At 70.6% G+C, this 14094-nt stretch carries 13 protein-coding genes and 2 pseudogenes; 9 read left to right on the top strand and 6 right to left on the bottom strand.

Annotated features, from left to right (window positions below; translation table 11 throughout):
• The first annotated feature begins 345 nt into the window (after window positions 1-345).
• Window positions 346-945, top strand: a complete 600-nt coding sequence (locus tag ACFXGA_RS04050; protein WP_378084180.1) for a DUF4145 domain-containing protein — start codon at window positions 346-348, stop codon at window positions 943-945.
• A gap of 719 nt (window positions 946-1664) precedes the next feature.
• Window positions 1665-1847 (top strand): annotated as a pseudogene (locus tag ACFXGA_RS04055) (NUDIX hydrolase); the annotation flags it as partial.
• Between the two features lie 17 nt (window positions 1848-1864).
• On the opposite strand, the gene ACFXGA_RS04060 reads toward ACFXGA_RS04055, so the two are convergent.
• Complete coding sequence (locus tag ACFXGA_RS04060) at window positions 1865-2077, bottom strand: hypothetical protein (RefSeq protein WP_378084182.1); 213 nt, start codon at window positions 2075-2077, stop codon at window positions 1865-1867.
• A gap of 825 nt (window positions 2078-2902) precedes the next feature.
• Here ACFXGA_RS04060 and ACFXGA_RS04065 point away from each other — a divergent pair.
• The 3 genes from ACFXGA_RS04065 (at window position 2903) to ACFXGA_RS04075 (ending at window position 5516) form a co-directional block, all read left to right on the top strand.
• Window positions 2903-3244, top strand: coding sequence for a VOC family protein (locus tag ACFXGA_RS04065; protein ID WP_378084184.1), 342 nt, complete (start codon window positions 2903-2905; stop codon window positions 3242-3244).
• 227 nt (window positions 3245-3471) lie between these two features.
• A complete protein-coding gene (locus ACFXGA_RS04070; protein ID WP_378084185.1) occupies window positions 3472-4680 on the top strand; it encodes a GNAT family N-acetyltransferase in 1209 nt (402 codons plus the stop codon).
• Between the two features lie 62 nt (window positions 4681-4742).
• Window positions 4743-5516 carry a hypothetical protein gene (locus ACFXGA_RS04075; RefSeq protein ID WP_378084187.1) on the top strand — a complete coding sequence of 258 codons (774 nt, stop codon included), beginning with the start codon at window positions 4743-4745 and terminating at the stop codon, window positions 5514-5516.
• Between the two features lie 5 nt (window positions 5517-5521).
• On the opposite strand, the gene ACFXGA_RS04080 is transcribed toward ACFXGA_RS04075, so the two are convergent.
• Together ACFXGA_RS04080 and ACFXGA_RS04085 are read right to left on the bottom strand one after the other, a co-directional pair.
• A complete protein-coding gene (locus ACFXGA_RS04080; RefSeq protein ID WP_378084188.1) occupies window positions 5522-6325 on the bottom strand; it encodes an Fpg/Nei family DNA glycosylase in 804 nt (267 codons plus the stop codon).
• Window positions 6325-6792, bottom strand: a complete 468-nt coding sequence (locus tag ACFXGA_RS04085; protein WP_378084189.1) for a ribose-5-phosphate isomerase — start codon at window positions 6790-6792, stop codon at window positions 6325-6327. The genes ACFXGA_RS04080 and ACFXGA_RS04085 overlap by 1 nt, the downstream gene beginning before the upstream one ends.
• Before the next feature lie 27 nt (window positions 6793-6819).
• Between ACFXGA_RS04085 and ACFXGA_RS04090 the strand changes: the two genes are divergently transcribed.
• Entirely contained in the window at window positions 6820-7527 is a 708-nt protein-coding gene (locus tag ACFXGA_RS04090; protein WP_378084191.1) for a 2-phosphosulfolactate phosphatase, read from the top strand.
• A gap of 167 nt (window positions 7528-7694) precedes the next feature.
• On the opposite strand, the pseudogene ACFXGA_RS04095 reads toward ACFXGA_RS04090, so the two are convergent.
• Together ACFXGA_RS04095 and ACFXGA_RS04100 are read right to left on the bottom strand one after the other, a co-directional pair.
• Window positions 7695-9062 (bottom strand): annotated as a pseudogene (locus ACFXGA_RS04095) (aldehyde dehydrogenase family protein); the annotation flags it as partial.
• A gap of 56 nt (window positions 9063-9118) precedes the next feature.
• Window positions 9119-9742, bottom strand: a complete 624-nt coding sequence (locus ACFXGA_RS04100; RefSeq protein ID WP_378084192.1) for a disulfide bond formation protein DsbA — start codon at window positions 9740-9742, stop codon at window positions 9119-9121.
• Window positions 9743-9962: 220 nt separating this feature from the next.
• On the opposite strand from ACFXGA_RS04100, the gene pepN reads away from it, so the two are divergent.
• From pepN to ACFXGA_RS04115, 3 genes are all read left to right on the top strand, one after another.
• The gene (gene pepN, locus ACFXGA_RS04105; protein WP_378084193.1) at window positions 9963-12524 is read left to right on the top strand and encodes an aminopeptidase N; all 2562 of its coding nucleotides are present in this window, start codon (window positions 9963-9965) and stop codon (window positions 12522-12524) included.
• 73 nt (window positions 12525-12597) lie between these two features.
• Complete coding sequence (locus tag ACFXGA_RS04110) at window positions 12598-12828, top strand: hypothetical protein (protein WP_378084195.1); 231 nt, start codon at window positions 12598-12600, stop codon at window positions 12826-12828.
• Window positions 12818-13129 carry a type II toxin-antitoxin system PemK/MazF family toxin gene (locus tag ACFXGA_RS04115; protein ID WP_378084197.1) on the top strand — a complete coding sequence of 104 codons (312 nt, stop codon included), beginning with the start codon at window positions 12818-12820 and terminating at the stop codon, window positions 13127-13129. Before ACFXGA_RS04110 ends, ACFXGA_RS04115 begins: the two co-directional genes overlap by 11 nt.
• 45 nt (window positions 13130-13174) lie before the next feature.
• Here ACFXGA_RS04115 and ACFXGA_RS04120 read toward each other — a convergent pair whose 3' ends face one another.
• Window positions 13175-14053: a helix-turn-helix domain-containing protein gene (locus ACFXGA_RS04120; RefSeq protein ID WP_378084199.1), complete on the bottom strand. Its 879-nt coding sequence runs from the start codon at window positions 14051-14053 to the stop codon at window positions 13175-13177.
• Window positions 14054-14094 lie beyond the last annotated feature (41 nt).

The following is a 14094-nucleotide window of genomic DNA, read 5'->3' on the forward strand; positions in this document are numbered from 1 at the left end:
GCCTGCGGCGGCGCGCGGCCAGGTGCGATTAACGTTGCACCGACTCCCCGCATCGCGGCACGCCGGGCTCCCGCTCCGCTCCGCCCGTCGGCCGCGCGCGGAGTCGGTGCACGTGGCCGGGACAGCGGCGCGTCACGCGGATGCAAGCTGCCGCCGAATCACTTCCAGCCACCAGGATCGGGGCGATCGCGCGGTCACACACCTGCCAGCGCTGGGCACGGCGATCGACTGCCGCGACGGCTCCGCCGCCTTGCCATCGACACGTGCCCCCACCGCATTCAGGGGTTCAGTGTGTAGCGTTCTCGCATGGCTACGACATGCGGATGGTGCGGTTCACGCTCCCACATGACACCAGTAGGCGCCGTCACGACGATCGACTACGACTACGGAAGCGCCGTCGTCGTGATGGGCACTTTCGCGTGCGATGAATGCGATCATTTCAGCATCGGCTTCGCCCACAGTGAGCGGGCAAATGTACCAAATCCAAAAACGTGGATAGAATACATGGCCACTCACGACAGTCTTAAATGGATCCCTGCCAAGGGGACCCCGAAACCATACGAAGACGTACCGCAGCATATCGCAGCCGCCGCCTCCGAGGCCCATGAATGCCATGGAATTGGAGCGTATCGAGCGGCCGTTCAGATGGCACGATCAGTTGTTGAGGCAACCGCAAAAGAGAAAGGAATAACCAAGGGGACACTCGTTCAAAAAATCGACGAAATGGATACACAGAGACTGCTTCGACCACATATCAGGGAAGCCGCCCATGAGATCAGACACCTAGGCAACGAAATGGCTCACGGCGACTTCGTACAACCAGTCACCGAAGAGGAGTCCGAAGAAACTTTGGGACTTATGGCAGAGATTCTGAACGAGGTCTTTCAGTCGCCTGCCCGCGTCGAACGGCGCAAGCAGGCGAGAGCTGCACGCAATCAACCCTAGTCGTTGTGACGACTTCGATGACGCCCGTGCCCCTCGCGTGCCCCAACTCAGGGTCAACCGCGGTCAATCAGGGGTACGGGCGGTCAGATGGCCGGTGAAGGTGCCGGTCAGAGGCTTAGCTGGTCAGGAGCTTGATCGCTGCCAGACCTTCCAAGCTGGTCATGCGGGTTCGATTCCCGTCACCCGCTCTCTACTCTTCCCGCTGGTAGAGCCCTCACGGACCGTCCTTTTAGGGCGGTCTTTCGCTTCCTGCGGATCTTCCGTGCCCCTCGCGTGCGGGGAGACGAGCGCGGCGTGGGTGGAACTGTGCCCACCCAGTCCGTGAGTCCGCCCTCGGCGAGCGCCTGGGCCAGACGTGGCAACGCGTCACGATCAACGACCGGAGCCGCGTTGCCGAGCCGGAACTCCACCCTCCCGGCGAACACCAGCGGCTCGGCCCGGATCGGCAGGTCTGCGGTGACATGCCAACGGACCGTGTCAGCCACCGGGGTCACGCGGACTTGACGCATCCTTGTCGCGCGCAGGCTGTACCCGACCTTCGCCCGGCACCGGTGCCGGGCACCACCGTGGCTTCCTCGGCACGCCTGGTCGTCAACACTCGTTGCTACGCAACGGCTTCGGCCTCGACCAGATCGCCAAGGCGACCGGCGTGAACGCTGGATAAACCTCCACCGACCCCCGTGTCCCCGGCACCTCGCGGCCTGGTCGACAACCCAAGCCTGATCAAGACCTACAACGACCCCAACATCGTCGTAGCCGTGACCGCGTTCGCCCAAGACGACCAAGGCCGCCTGCTCATGATCCGCCGCACCGACAACGACCTCTACTCCATCCCCGGCGGAGCCCAGGACGTAGGCGAGACCATCAGCCACACCGTCATCCGCGAGATCAAAAAAGAGACCGAGAACCGGCCGAAGCCCTACTTCGCCACCTGACCGTGCCCGAACTCCCGTAGACGCTCCTCAGTCCTCTCGACCGCGGCCACCAACTCCGGCTCAGCCTGCCCGATGAATACGGTCACGACGTCTTCCGACCCATAGCGCTCGCGGATCTCAGCGAGCCGATCACCTACGGTCGTCGTTTCGCCATCTGGACTGGTCGTCATATCTGCCCACCAGAGCGCATCGCGCACCGCGGACTGCTCGTCCTCCCACGAAGCCAACTCCGCTGACAGCCCTCTCAACCGTCGAGCAACGACAGCGCAAGCCGGCTTCAGCCATCGAGTGGGCCGCGCGCGACCAGACCCAGCCCGGCACCCTGGGCAGCTTGGCGGGGTCCCGGACAATGAACGAGTGGCGATGAGCAGGGACCGGTGGGGAGCGGATTGAGGGTGGAGGGATCGGTGTGGGGCTGGTGATCGGATTGGCTGCTGTGGGGGATTAGGGCCAGTGGGGTGATCACGGGTGGAGATTCACGCGGTTGGGGGTGGTGGATTGGGTTGACTTGGGTTCGGTGGAGCGTTTTAAGCTTTCGGCGACGGGTTGAGGTCATTACCCCGATGGCACGTGCGAGGCCCGTCGAGAGGGTTGCGGGAAGTGGTGAAGGGCTGGGACGGCTTCCCGCAACTCCGATCACAGGAGACCGCAAGTGATCCGCCACGTCGTCGGCCACGGAGCTTCCGCGATCAGGCGGTCGGGTTCCACCCGGTTCCACTGAGGCCAGGACGGGTCGCTCACGGCGTCCGTCAACGAGGTCGTCCAACGTCCATTGGAAATGAATTGGGAAATAGCGCAGGATCCATTCGGCGTATTCCGCGCATAGGCCGTCTCCGGGGCTAGCGACGGGACGACGTGGGCGGGCTGGCGGTCATGGTGGCTGCGGGCGTCGGGGTAGTCGTAGTGGTACGCCGGTCAGTCCACACCGGACCGCTACGATCGGGGGCCGCGGCTCTCGGTCGCCTGTGAGCCACGACGCTTCGGCCAGACGAATAGGTCCCACGTCGCCTCATGATGGGACCATGCGCCTGAACCAGATCGTGGTGGACTGCCCCGACCCGTCCCGGCTCGTGCGGTTCTGGGCCGGGCTGCTCGGGGGCGAACCGGTCCTCCGCGCGCACGGGTGGGCGCACGTCGTGCCGCCGGGTTGGCCGCGCCTCTCGTTCCAGCCCGTGCCCGAGCCGAAGGCCGTGAAGAACCGGCTGCACCTGGACATCGACGTCCCCGACATCGCCGCCGCGACGCGGAGGGCCACCGGACTGGGGGCGACCGCGCTGGGCGGCGTCCACACCGACGAGCAGGGCAGCTTCCAGGTGCTCCGCGACCCCGCCGGCAACGAGTTCTGCTTCGTCACGCCCCGCTAGGGCGCTCAGGACGACACCGCGCGCCACAAAGCCTCGCCGAAGCGGATCGCCAGCACCACCATGAGGAAGCCGATGCCGAAGGTCACCAGGCACCTCAGGACCACGCGCAGGTTCCTCACGCGCACAGTCTGCTCCCCGGACGGCCGATCACCGGCCGGTTCCGGGAAACCGGCGCGCGTGCCGGAATTGGGTTCGCGCGTGAACGCCCGGCAGCGTATGAACGGGAGATGGCGCTCACCATCCGCACCCTGGCCGCGGACGAACTCGCGGCGTACCAACGCGTCCTCAACTCCGCCTTCCTCGCCGACAGCGTCGAGGACCAGCTCGAACGGTGGCGTGACCTGTTCGAGCCGGACCGCTACCACGCCGTGTTCGACGGCGACGAGCTGATCGGCGGCGGTGGCGTCCAGACCCGCGACATCACCGTGCCGGGCGCGGGTCCGCAGCCCCTCGCCGCGGTCACGGCGGTCGCCGTGAAACCGGGGCACCGCCGCCGCGGCGTGCTCACCCGCGTGATGCGGGCGCAGCTGCACACCCTGCACGACGAGGGCAGGGAGGCCGTCGCCGCGCTGTGGGCGTCGGAGGCGGCGATCTACCCCCGCTTCGGGTACGGGCTCGCCAGCGAGTTCGCTCGGCTGTCCGTGCCGGGTGACGCGGCGTTCCGCCCCGGCGTGTCGATCGACGGCGAGCGGGTGCGCGAGGTCTCGCGGGACGAGGCCATGCCGTTCATGAAGACCGTGTACGACGAGCTGCGGCCGGGCCGAACAGGGTGGCTGAGCCGCACGGACGCCGCCTGGGACGCCTACTTCGCCGACACCGAGCAGGACCGTGACGGGCTCACGGCGTACCGCTACGCGGTGCACCCGCAGGGTTACGCGGTCTACCGGGTCAAGCAGGACTGGCAGGAACGCGGCCCGCGCAACGAGCTGCACGTGCGGGAGATCGCGGCCCGCACGGACGAGGCGTACGCGGCGCTCTACCGGTACCTGCTGGACCTCGACCTGGTGGGCGAGTTGAAGTTCTACACCGCCTCGGACGACCCGGTGCTGCACCTGCTGGACGACGTGCGGCTCGCGCTGCGCAGCCGGTCCGACGCGCTGTGGGTGCGGCTGGTGGACGTCGACCGCGCGCTCGCCGGGCGGCGCTACAACTCCGACGTGGACGCCGTGCTGGAGGTGTCGGACGAGTTCTGCCCGTGGAACGCGGGCCGGTGGCGGCTCACGGTGAAGGACGGCACGGCGACCGTGCAGCGGGTGGACGACGACCCGGACGTCGTGCTCGACGTGCAGGCGTTGGGCGCGGCCTACCTGGGCGGGACGCGGTTGACGACGCTGGCCCGCGCCCAGCGGGTGAGTGAGGTCACGGACGGTGCGCTGAACGCCTTGTCACATGCGTTCCTGGGTGATCGGGAGCCCCACTGCACGGAGGTGTTCTGACCGTTTCGGGAACCTCCGCACCGTGCGTGGCGTTTTCCGGGCATCAAGCATCGGGAGGGTCGATGACCACCACGATCGTGTTGCTCGTGCTGCTCGCCCTGGCCGGGGTGATCTGGTACTCGGCCCGGTCCGCCGCGGAGAAGCGCCGCCGGGAGCTGGAGGACGCCCAGGCCGAGGCGCGCCGCTGGGTGGAGCGGCTGGGCGGCCAGGTGATGAACCTGACCGGCACGGACGTCGCGTCGCAGCAGGCGCTGGCCGACGCGTCCGAGCGGTTCACCGCGGCGGGGTCGCAGATGGAGCAGGCGCGCACGGTGGAGCAGTGCCGCCTCGTCACGCAGACCGCGATGGAGGGCCTGTACTACGTGCGGGCCGCGCGCGTCGCGATGGGCCTCGACCCCGGCCCCGAGCTGCCGGACCTCACCGGCCAAAGCCGCGCGGGCAAGGTCTCGGAGGAGCGGGACGTCACGGTGGAGGGCCACCGGTACGTCGCCTCGCCGCAGCCGGGCGCGCAGACGCCGCACTACTACCCCGGCGGTGTCGTGGCGGGCCGGCCGGTACCGCAGGGCTGGTACTCCGAGCCGTGGTGGAAGCCCGCGCTCGTGGCCGGCGCGTGGACGTTCGGGTCGATGATGCTGTTCAACGCGATGTTCGTCGGCATGGTCGGGGTGCCCGCGGCCGTGGCGGCCGGTGACGACGGCGGCGGCGACGGTGGGGACGGCGGCGACGCGGGTGGCGACGCCGGGGACGCCGGTGGTGACTACGGCGGCGATTACGGCGGCGACTTCGGCGGCGGCGACTGGGGTGGCGGCGGCGACTTCGGCGGCTTCGACATCTGACCCGGTCAGGCCGCTTGGCAGGTCGGGCACCAGTAGAGGTTGCGGCCGGCCAGCTCGGCGGCGGCGACGGGCGTGCCGCAGACCAGGCACGGTTGACCGGTGCGGCGGTAGACGTACACCTCGCCGCCGTGCCGGTCCTGGCGCGGCGCGCGGCCGGTGACCTCGGGCAGGTGCTCGGGCCGCACGGTGTCGATGCGACCGACCTTCACGCCGGCGCGCATGAGCACGACCAGGTCGAGCCACAGGTCGTCCCACAGCGCCCGGTCGATCGCGCGGCCCGCCACGTACGGGTGAACGCCGTGCCGGAACAGCACCTCGGCGCGGTAGACGTTGCCGACGCCCGCGAGCACGGTCTGGTCCATCAGCAGCACCGCGATCGACTGGCGGGACCGGGCGATGCGCGCGTAGGCCCGGTCCGGGTCGGCGTCGCCGCGCAACGGGTCCGGGCCGAGCCGGGCGTGCAGGGCGTCCACCTCGACGTCGGTCAGGACCTCGCAACGCGTCGGGCCGCGCAGGTCCGTCCAGTGGGTGGGACCGACGAGCCGCATCCGCACCGCGCCGACCGGGTCCGTCACCGGGTGGGGCGATTCGGTGAACGTGCCGTAGAGGCCCAGGTGGACGTGCACGGTCGCGTCGGGGCCGTAGACGTGGAACAGGTGCTTGCCGTGCGCCTCGGCCCGTTCGAAGAGCCGGCCGTCCACGAGGGACGCGGAGAACTTGCCCTGCGGGCTCGACACCCGGACCGTCGAGCCCGCGTACCGCCGCTGGTGCAGCCGGGCCAGGCGGTGCAGCGTGTGGCCTTCGGGCATCAGGGCAGGGCCGGCGCCTCGCCGGTGCGCTCGTACTCGCCGAGGATGGCGATGCGGCGGGCGTGCCGCTCCTGCCCGGAGAACGGGGTCGCGAGGAACGCCTCGACGATCGCGAACGCCTCCTCGGTGGTGTGCATCCGGCCGCCGATGCCGATGAGCTGGGCGTCGTTGTGCTCGCGGGCCAGCTTCGCGGTCTCGACGCTGTAGGCCAGCGCGGCCCGCGCGCCCGGCACCTTGTTCGCGGCGATCTGCTCGCCGTTGCCGGAGCCGCCGATGACGATGCCCAGGCTGCCCTCGTCCGCGACCACGCGGCGGGCGGCCTCGATGCAGTACGGCGGGTAGTCGTCCTCCGCGTCGTACTCGGCCGGTCCGACGTCGACCACCTCGTGGCCCGCGTCGGTCAGGTGCTTGACGAGATGGGTCTTCAGCTCGAAGCCCGCGTGGTCCGATCCCAGGTAAACGCGCACGTCAGCAAGTCTGCCATCCTGGGCCGGGTGTTCGGACAAGAGGGTTCCCGGCTCCGGCTGGAATGGGGTGTCGACGGCGTGACCGCGCTCGGCGGGCGGTGCGCGGTGCTGGTGGTCGTGGACGTGCTGTCGTTCTCCACGGCGGTGGACGTCGTGGTCGCGCGCGGGGGCGCGGTGCGGCCGGTGCACTGGGCCGACCGGGCCTCGGCGGCCCCGCCGGCCGACCGGTCGTGGACGTTGCGGCCGTCGTCGTTGGTGTCGGTGCCGCCCGGCGAGGTGCTGGAGCTGGCGTCGCCGAACGGCGCGACGCTGTGCTCGGTGGCGGCGTCGACGGGCTCGATCGTGCTGGCCGGGTGCCTGCGCAACGCGCGGGCGGTGGCCGCGGCGGCGCGGTCGTTGGCGGCGGGCGGGCCGATCGGGGTCGTGCCGGCCGGGGAGCGGTGGGGCCTGAACCTGGCGGAGTCCGACGGGGCCGGGCCGCTGCGGCCGGCGGTGGAGGACCTGCTGGGCGCGGGCGCGGTGATGGCGGCGCTGCTCGGGTACGGGTCGGCGTCGGTGGAGGCCGCCCTGGCGGCCGAGATGTACGCGCGGGCGTCCGTGGCGGACGTGCTGGCGGGCTGCGTGTCGGGCCGGGAGCTGATCGCCGCCGGTCACGCGGGCGACGTGGCCCTGGCCGGCGAGGTCGACGTCAGCACCGCCGTCCCCCGCCTGACCGACGGCGTCCTGCGCGCCTGACCCCAACCCGCGAGAGTCCAACGCCCACCGCGCGAGAGTCCAACGCCCACGCACCCCGAGTTCAACGCTCGACGCACACGTCCCGGCGCTGGGCGTTGAATTCAGGTGGCGTGAACGTAGGACTCTCGCGGTGTGGGTGTCGGACTCTCGCGGTCGCGTGGACCGGATCAGCGCTGGACGGACTTCACCTCGGTGAACTCGTCCAGGCCGTGCGCGCCGAACTCGCGCCCGTTGCCGGACTGGCGGTAGCCGCCGAACGGGGCGCGGGTGTTGAACGCGGCGCCGTTGATGTCCACCTGGCCCGTGCGCAGGCGCTTGGCCACGGCCAGCGCGCGCTCGGGGTCGGCGGAGAAGACGGCGCCGCCCAGGCCGTAGATGGTGGAGTTCGCGATGCGCACGGCGTCGTCCTCGTCCGCGTACGGCATGACGGACAGCACCGGCCCGAAGATCTCCTCCTGCGCGATCGCCATGTCCGGCCGCACGTCGCCGAACACGGTCGGCGCGACGTGGAAACCCCGCTCCAGCGGTCGCTCGGGGCCGCCGAGGGCGAGCTTCGCGCCCTCCTCGACGCCGCGCCGGATGTAGCCGACGACGCGGTCGCGCTGGGCCGCCGACACCGCCGGGCCGAGGCGCGTGCCGGGCAGGGAGGGGTCGGCCGGCTCGTACTTGGCCGCGGCCGCGACGGCGATCTCCACCGCCTCGTCGTGCCGGTCGGCGGGCACCAGCAGCCGGGTCCACGCGCTGCACGCCTGCCCGTTGTTCATGTACGCGTTGGCGACGCCGATCTTCACCGCGCGGGTCAGGTCGGCGTCGTCGAGCACCACGTTCGCCGACTTCCCGCCCAGCTCCAACGCCACCCGCTTGACCGTCTCGGCGGCGAGCGCGGCCACCCGCCGACCGGCCCGCGTCGAACCCGTGAACGACACCATGTCCACCATCGGGTGACTGGCCAACGCCTCGCCGACCACCGGGCCGAAGCCGTGGACCAGCGAGAACACGCCCGGCGGCACACCGGCGTCGGAGAGCACCGAGGCCAGCAGGTCGGCGGTGAGCGGGGCCAGCTCGCTCGGCTTGAGCACCACCGCGTTGCCCGCGGCCAGGGCGGGCACGACCTTCGCGACCATCTGCTGCAACGGGAAGTTCCACGGGGTGATCGCGGCGACCACGCCGACCGGCTCGCGCAGCACCAGCGAGTTGCCGATCTCCTCGCCGTCGAAGTAGCCGCCCGCCAGCACGTCCGCCACGCCCCGCGCGATGCCCACCGGGTTCGGCACCTGCACGCGGGAGGCGAACGTGATGGGCGTGCCCATCTCCTTCGTCATGGTCGCGGCGAACTCCTCGGCCCGCGCCTCCAGCGCGTCCGCGACCGACCGCACCAGGGCGAGCCGGGTCTCCAGCGGCGTCGCCGACCACGCCGGGAACGCGGCGACCGCCCTGGTCACGGCCGCGTCCACGTCACCGGTCGTGCCGGCGCGGACGGTGCCGACGACTTCTTCGGTGGTCGGGTTGACGACCTCGATCACGGCGGACTCCCCGGAGACGGTGTGACACCCCTGGACGAAACGTGCCCAAGAGTGTCACACCGAGCGCGTCAGGAGAAGTCCAGGCCGCCGGTCCGCGTCCGCTTCAGCTCGAAGAAGTACGGGTAGCCGGCCAGCGCCCGCGCCCCGTCGAACACCCGCACCGCGTCCTCGCCGCGCGGGATCTTCGTCAGCACCGGCCCGAAGAACGCCACGCCGTCGATGTGGATCGTGGGCGTGCCGACGTCCTCGCCGACCGGGTCCATGCCGCGGTGGTGGCTGGCGCGCAGCTCCTCGTCGTGCTCGTCGGTGTGCGCGGCGGCGGCCAGCTCGGCGGGCAGGCCGACCTCCTCCAGCGCCAGCGCGATGGCCTTGTCGTACTCGCGGTCCTTGCCCAGGCCCTCGTTGTGGATCTTCGTGCCGAGCGCGGTGTAGAGGTCGCGCAGCACGCCGTCGCCCTTGAGCTTGGCCGCGGCGATCGCGACGCGCACCGGGCCCCAGCCCTGGTCGAGCATGGCGCGGTAGTCGGCGGGCAGGTCACGGCCCTCGTTGAGCACGGACAGGCTCATGACCCGGAAGTTCAGGTCGAGGTCGCGCTGCTTCTCCACCTCGAGGATCCACCGGGACGAGATCCACGCGAACGGGCAGATCGGGTCGAAGTAGAAGTCGACCTTCGTGCGTCCCTCTGTCGACATGCGGTGTCCCTCCGTGGCTGTTCGTGTGCACGGCGCGCCGGCGCCGGCGCTCCAATCGTGCACAACCGGCCGGCCCCGCGCAGTCTTCCCTCGGACGCCAGTCCACTTCCGGGGGTCCCACGTGATTGGATGCGACTGTCGTGTTCACCGACTCGACACCCAGTCCCGTTCCGACGAGGCCGGCGCCGAGGTCCCGCGGCGTCGGCAGACGAGGTGACCAGTGGCGGCACCCAACCTCACCCGCGACCAGGCGCAGCAGCGGGCTGCGCTTCTGGAAGTCGACTCCTACCGGATCGAGTTGGACCTGACCGACGGCGGCGGGAAGCCCGGCTCGGACACGTTCCGCTCCACCACGACGATCGCCTTCCGCAGCCGCACCCCCGGCGCGTCCTCGTGGGTCGACATCGTGGCCGCCAACGTGCACCGCGCCGTGCTCAACGGGCACGAGCTGGACGTCTCCGCGTACCGCGAGGAGGACGGCGTCCACCTGCCCGAGCTGGCCGAGGTCAACGAACTGACCGTCGAGGCCGACTGCCGGTACATGAACACCGGCGAGGGCCTGCACCGGTTCGTCGACCCGGTGGACGGCGAGGTCTACCTGTACTCGCAGTTCGAGACGGCGGACGCCAAGCGCATGTTCGCCTGCTTCGACCAGCCCGACCTCAAGTCGGTCTACGACCTCACGGTGACCGCGCCGCACCACTGGAAGGTCGTCTCCAACGCGGCGATCGAGTCCACTGTGGACGGTCCGGGCGGCGCGGACACGCACGTCTTCGCCACCACCAAGCCCATGTCCACGTACCTGGTCGCGCTGGTCGCCGGCCCGTACGCGGAGTGGCGCGACGAGTTCAGCGACGGCGACACCACCATCCCGCTGGGCATCTACTGCCGCGCGTCGCTCGCCCCGCACATGGACGCCGAGCGGCTGTTCACCGAGACCAAGCAGGGTTTCGGCTTCTACCACCGCGCGTTCGGGGTGACCTACCCGTTCGGCAAGTACGACCAGTGCTTCGTGCCCGAGTTCAACGCGGGCGCGATGGAGAACGCCGGCTGCGTCACGTTCCTGGAGGACTACGTCTTCCGCAGCCGCGTCACCCGCTACCTGTACGAGCGCCGCGCCGAGACCGTGCTGCACGAGATGGCGCACATGTGGTTCGGCGACCTGGTGACCATGCGCTGGTGGGACGACCTGTGGCTGAACGAGTCGTTCGCCACCTGGGCGTCGGTGCTGGCGCAGGCCGAGGCGACCGAGTACCGGCAGGCGTGGACCACGTTCGCCAAGATCGAGAAGTCGTGGGCGTACCGGCAGGACCAGCTCCCGTCCACGCACCCCGTGGCCGCGGACATCCCCGACCTCCAGGCGGTCGAGGTCAACTTCGACGGCATCACCTACGCCAAGGGCGCGTCGGTGCTCAAGCAGCTCGTGTCGTACGTGGGGCTGGACAACTTCCTGTCCGGCCTGCGGGTGTACTTCGGCAAGCACGCCTGGGGCAACGCCACGCTGGCCGACCTGCTCAACGCGCTGGAGGAGGCGTCGGGCCGCGACCTGTCGTGGTGGAGCGCGCAGTGGCTGGAGACCACCGGCCTGAACCTGCTGCGCCCCAAGTTCTCGGTCGACGACGAGGGCCGGTTCACCGAGTTCGCCGTGCTCCAGGGCGGGGCCCGGCCGGGCGCGGGCGAGCTGCGCACGCACCGGCTGGCGATCGGCGTGTACGACTCGGACGACGACGGCAAGCTCGTGCGCACGCACCGGGTCGAGCTGGACGTGTCCGGCGAGCGCACCGAGGTGCCGGACCTGGTGGGCGTGCCGCGCGGCAAGCTGGTGCTGGTCAACGACGACGACCTCACCTACTGCACGATGCGGCTGGACGCCGACTCGCTGGCGTCCCTGATCGACCACATCGCCGACATCGCCGAGCCCCTGCCGCGGACGCTGTGCTGGTCGGCGGCGTGGGAGATGACGCGTGAGGCCGAGCTGAAGGCCCGCGACTTCGTGAACCTGGTGCTCGGCGGGTTGCAGGCGGAGACCGAGGTCGGCGTGGTGCAGCGGCTGCTGCTCCAGGCGCAGACCGCGCTGTCGTCGTACGCGGACGCGTCGTGGCGCGACGAGGGCTGGCGCAGGTTCACCACCCGCACGCTGGAGCTGGCCCGCGCCGCCGAGCCCGGCTCGGACCACCAGCTCGCGTTCGTCAACGCGCTGGCCGGGTCCGTGCTGGACGAGGCCACGCTGGCGGTCGTGCGCGGGTGGCTCGACGGCACGGACGTGCTCGACGGCCTCGACGTGGACACCGACCTGCGCTGGCGGCTGCTGCACGCGCTCGTCGCGCACGGCGCCGCCGGCCTGGACGAGATCCAGGCCGAGGAGGAGCGCGACCCGACCGCGACCGGCCACCGCAAGGCCGAGTCGGCGCGGGCGCTGCGGCCCACGGCCGAGGCCAAGGCCGAGGCGTGGGACCGCGCGGTGAACGACGACGAGCTGCCGAACGCGGTGTCGGAGGCGATCATCGCGGGCATCCAGCACCCCGGTCAGAAGGCGCTGCTCCAGCCGTTCGTGGCGCGGTACTTCGCCGACGTCGCCGACGTGTGGGAGCGCCGGTCGAGCGAGCGGGCGCAGTCGATGGTCGTCGGCCTGTTCCCCTCGTGGTCCATCTCGAAGGACACCGTGACGGCGGCCGACGAGTGGCTGGCCGAGGAGCGCCCGCCGGCCCTGCGGCGGCTGGTGTCGGAGGGCCGTGCGGGCATCGTGCGGGCCCTGGCGGCCCAGGAGTTCGACCGCTCCTGACGTTTCGCGTGCCGACGTGTGGTGCACCCAATCGTGGCACCACACGTCTTACAATTTGTAGTACGCTGTTCGCATGGGAACCATAACGTTCCGCCCGGACACCGAAACCGAACAGGCCTTGGCGACGTTGACGTCCGACGGCCGCAGCGCGTCGGCCGCGATCCGGGAAGCTCTGCTGCTGGCCGCCAAGGTGCGGCAGGCCGAGGAGTTGCGCGAGGAAGCGCTGGCCCTGGCCGCCGACCCGGACGACGTGGCCGAAGCACGCGCGGTCCTGGCCGACCTGGAGCCGTTGCGTGCGTGGTGAGATCTACCGCCTTCGCGCCCCCCGCAACGCCACCGGGCACGAACAGCAGGGCCGGCGCTACGCCGTTGTCGTCCAGTCGAACGCGTTGCCGTTGAGCACCTGGCTCGTCGCACCGACGTCCACTTCCGCCCGTCCGGCGTCGTTCCGCCCGGAGATCGAAGTGAACGGGCAGCCCACCCGCGTGCTCGTCGAGCAGACGACGGCCGTGGACCCCCAGCGCTTGGGCGACCTGGTGGGCAGGCTGACCCTGGACGAGTTGAACGAGGTCGACGCCGCGCTCCGCACCGTGCTCGACCTCTGACCCGACAATCCGACAACAGGTCGACGTGCGCGACGGGGCGGGGCCTCAGGCTTCGTCCCGTCGCGCGTCCGGGGCCGAGCGGGTGTCGCGGTCGTAGGCGTCGGCCCACCGGGCGAACACGTCGCGCGACTGGGCGGCGGTCAGGACGAGCTGGTCCAGCCGGCGCATCTTCACCTGGTAGGCGCTGACCGCGTCCGGGTCGTCGTGGAACACGGTCGCCGCCTCGGTCTCCGCGTACGCCAGCGGCTTGATCGGCGAGGCGAACGTCAGCACCGTCGCCGCGTGGCGCAGCGCCTCGTGCGACGGCGCGCTCATCGGCACGATCCGCGGGCTGATGCGCGCCCACCCGCACATCAGCGTCAGCCGCAGCATCTGGTCCCGCATCACCTTCGCGTCGCCCACGACGACCCGCAACGCGGCCTCGTGGATGTAGATGACCGTCTCCGGGCCGCCCGGCCTGCGCAGCGTGTCCTGCCGGTCCATGCGCGCCTGCGTCATCTCCCGGTCGTTGGTCAACGCGTACGCGTAGTCCTCGGTCTGCGCCAGGCTCGGCACCACCAGCGGCTCGTAGGTCGCCACGGTGCGCGCCGCGTGCTCGTGCATCGACAGCGCCGTGAGCGTGTCCGGCCACGGGTCGTGCAGCCGCAGAAAGCTGCCCGTGTCCAGTTCGCTGGCCAACGCCAGGATCCGGTCCCGCGTCGGTTTGTCCGCGCCGCACCGGCCGAGCAGCGTCCCGATTTCCCACGCGCTCGTGCCGCGACTGCCGGTTTCGAGTTTCGACAACTTCCCCAACGACCACCCCAACGCCTCGGCGACGTAACCGGAGGACAGCCGCGCCCGGTGTCGGACCCGGCGCAACTCCTCTCCCAATTCCCTGCTGCGGGCGGTGCTCAGCCGCGCAGGCGGCTTTTCTTCGGACTCCATCGACAACCCCGTTCACACTGCGAATGAAAAGGCACGGCGAG

Source organism: Actinosynnema sp. NPDC059335 (assembly GCF_042752395.1).
GTDB lineage: Bacteria > Actinomycetota > Actinomycetes > Mycobacteriales > Pseudonocardiaceae > Actinosynnema.

Excerpts from the sequence above, each read along its gene's own strand:
- ACFXGA_RS04050 (WP_378084180.1), top strand. The coding sequence starts at position 346 with ATGACACCAGTAGGCGCCGTCACGACGATCGACTACGACTACGGAAGC.
- ACFXGA_RS04065 (WP_378084184.1), top strand. The coding sequence starts at position 2,903 with ATGCGCCTGAACCAGATCGTGGTGGACTGCCCCGACCCGTCCCGGCTC.
- ACFXGA_RS04070 (WP_378084185.1), top strand. The coding sequence starts at position 3,472 with ATGGCGCTCACCATCCGCACCCTGGCCGCGGACGAACTCGCGGCGTAC.
- ACFXGA_RS04075 (WP_378084187.1), top strand. The coding sequence starts at position 4,743 with ATGACCACCACGATCGTGTTGCTCGTGCTGCTCGCCCTGGCCGGGGTG.
- ACFXGA_RS04080 (WP_378084188.1), bottom strand. The coding sequence starts at position 6,325 with ATGCCCGAAGGCCACACGCTGCACCGCCTGGCCCGGCTGCACCAGCGG.
- ACFXGA_RS04100 (WP_378084192.1), bottom strand. The coding sequence starts at position 9,742 with ATGTCGACAGAGGGACGCACGAAGGTCGACTTCTACTTCGACCCGATC.
- ACFXGA_RS04110 (WP_378084195.1), top strand. The coding sequence starts at position 12,598 with ATGGGAACCATAACGTTCCGCCCGGACACCGAAACCGAACAGGCCTTG.
- ACFXGA_RS04120 (WP_378084199.1), bottom strand. The coding sequence starts at position 14,053 with ATGGAGTCCGAAGAAAAGCCGCCTGCGCGGCTGAGCACCGCCCGCAGC.